The sequence below is a fragment of the Moorena sp. SIO3I8 genome (assembly GCF_010692325.1).
Classification (GTDB): Bacteria; Cyanobacteriota; Cyanobacteriia; order Cyanobacteriales; family Coleofasciculaceae; genus Moorena.
Map to the genome: position 1 here is coordinate 1 of NZ_JAAHHW010000284.1, position 2236 is coordinate 2236.

Below are 2236 nucleotides of genomic sequence, written 5' to 3' on the forward strand. Positions count from 1 at the left end.
CATTGTCGGGGTAGCCGTCGGCTTACCCAATTGGTTGTTAATAGTTTGCTTAGTCCGGGCGAGAGCTTGGCGTAAGGCTCTTTGGGCGAGAGTGTAAACCAATAAACAAAGACGGTCATCAAAGAGAAGCAGTGGTTCACTCCCCTCTCCGACGAAGATGTTCAGTGGCAATGCCATTCAAAGAATTTTTCAAATAGGTATAGTGGAGCGCTGACTTTGCCCTTACCATTGATAATCATGGCTTTTACCGCTACGACCGCACTGAGCTTCTCTTGGGAGTGGGTTCCCAACTCCTGGTTAATTTGTTCCACTAGCCCGATCTGGTCAATGATGCCTGCCACTATGCCACAGTGGTCAAGATCTTGTACTCTAATTGAAGATGCTATTGGTTTCATCCTTCGAAAATACCATAGTTATCCTCTCTAACCTGCGGAATGTGGGTTGTATGACTAATTTTCAGCAAAAACTTCTCTTACCGCTTCTGATAATTTATTTAATCCTATATTTAACACCTCTTCTTCAATAATCAGTGGCGGTAAAAATTTAACTACTTGACTGTTGCTACCACAAGTTTCCACTAATATTTTTTTTTTAAATGCTCTGCTGGAAACTTGTTTTGCCAAACCTTCTTTCGGCATTTCTAGTCCCCAAATCATACCTCTACCTCTAGCTTGCATTTGTAATTCTGGCAATTCATCAGCAAGTTTTTGTAATGATTTTTGAATAATCTTAGATTTATATTCAACAGCCTTGGTTAAATCATCGTTTTCCCAATAACCAAGTAACTCCGTTGCAGCAACAAAAGCCAAATTATTACCTCTAAATGTACCTGTATGTTTTCCAGGAAGCCATTGATCAAGTTCTGGACGAATCAATAGTAGTGCCATTGGTAGCCCACCTCCAATGGATTTAGATAAACAAATCATATCTGGCAGAATTCCAATTTTTTCAAAACTAAAAAAGGTACCTGTTCGTCCATTACCGACTTGTATATCGTCAATAATAAATAATATATTAAACTCACGACATAATGCCTGAAGTTTTTTTAACCAAGTTTCACTAGCAATATTAATACCGCCTTCTCCCTGTATAGTTTCCACAATTATTGCGGCGGGTATCTCAATACCACTACCGGGATCTATTAATAGTTTTCGCAAATAGTTAATCGTGTCAACGTCTTTGCCGAAATAGCCATCAAAAGGGACATGATATACATTTATCCTGAGACTATAAGCTTTATCATGATAAAACTGATTGCCTGTTATAGCAAGTGATCCCATCGTTAAACCATGATACCCATTGGTAAAAGCAATGATATTAGAACGCTTCTTGACCATACGAGCCAGTTTCAAGGCTGCTTCAACTGCATTAGTACCAGTTGGTCCAGTAAATTGCAGTTTATATTCAAGATTTTTGGGTACAAGAATAGTATCTGAAAACTTTTGCATAAAATTCCTTTTGGCAACAGTTGCTTTGTCTAGTGAGTGTACAATACGATTGTTTTGCAGATAGTCTATCCAAGCATTTATCACTTTGGGATTATTATGTCCATAATTCAAAACCCCTGCTCCGGCAAAAAAATCAATATATTTATTTCCCTGTTCATCATAAATTACTGCACCTTCAGCCATATCAAAAACAGCAGGAAAAGAACGAATATAACTTCTAACATTTGACTCTAAAGACTCTATGATTTTCATGATTTATCAATTAATTTTTATTTAATTTAAGAGGAAAAATTTTATATAAAATCTCAGGAGCGTGTGATTCTGTATCAAAATGATAAACATCAAGAAATGAATTGGTTTGGCAATTAGCTTTATTTTCCTCGGCAAAACCCATAAAAAGATTTTGTGATAATTTATTTGCCGGTGAAATGGTTGTTTCTAAACTTTGAATATCACTAAAATTTGGTTGTTTGGTTAGCCATTTTAACATATTCGTGGCAACTTTTCTGCCTCTGGCTTTTTCGGCAACGGCTACCTGCCATATAAACAGGCATTTCGAATTTTCGGGCTTTAAATAACCAGAGATGAAACCGATTATTTTCTGCTCATATTCTGCCACAACACAAGTATTTTTAAAATCACTACAAATAAGATAATAATAGTATTGGGAGTTAACATCTAAAGGTGGGCATTTTTTGATTAGATGATAAACCTCAAGTCCATCTTCTAACCTTGGATGTCTGTAAGTTATAATAGAATCGGCTTTCATATTTAGTTGACTTTTTTTT

The 2236-nt window shown here is 36.3% G+C and carries 2 protein-coding genes and 1 pseudogene; all 3 read right to left on the reverse strand.

Annotated features, from left to right (window positions below):
• Positions 1–108: 108 nt before the first annotated feature.
• Positions 109–395: pseudogene (locus F6K51_RS36200) on the reverse strand (DUF4277 domain-containing protein); the annotation flags it as partial.
• 54 nt (positions 396–449) lie between these two features.
• Positions 450–1700 carry a diaminobutyrate--2-oxoglutarate transaminase gene (ectB, locus tag F6K51_RS36205; protein WP_293030723.1) on the reverse strand — a complete coding sequence of 417 codons (1251 nt, stop codon included), beginning with the start codon at positions 1698–1700 and terminating at the stop codon, positions 450–452.
• Positions 1701–1710: 10 nt separating this feature from the next.
• Positions 1711–2236 (reverse strand): diaminobutyrate acetyltransferase (gene ectA, locus F6K51_RS36210; protein ID WP_293030725.1); only part of this gene is annotated, 526 nt, incomplete at its 5' end.

Coding starts and splice junctions, on each gene's coding strand:
- ectB (WP_293030723.1), bottom strand. CDS start 1,700: ATGAAAATCATAGAGTCTTTAGAGTCAAATGTTAGAAGTTATATTCGT.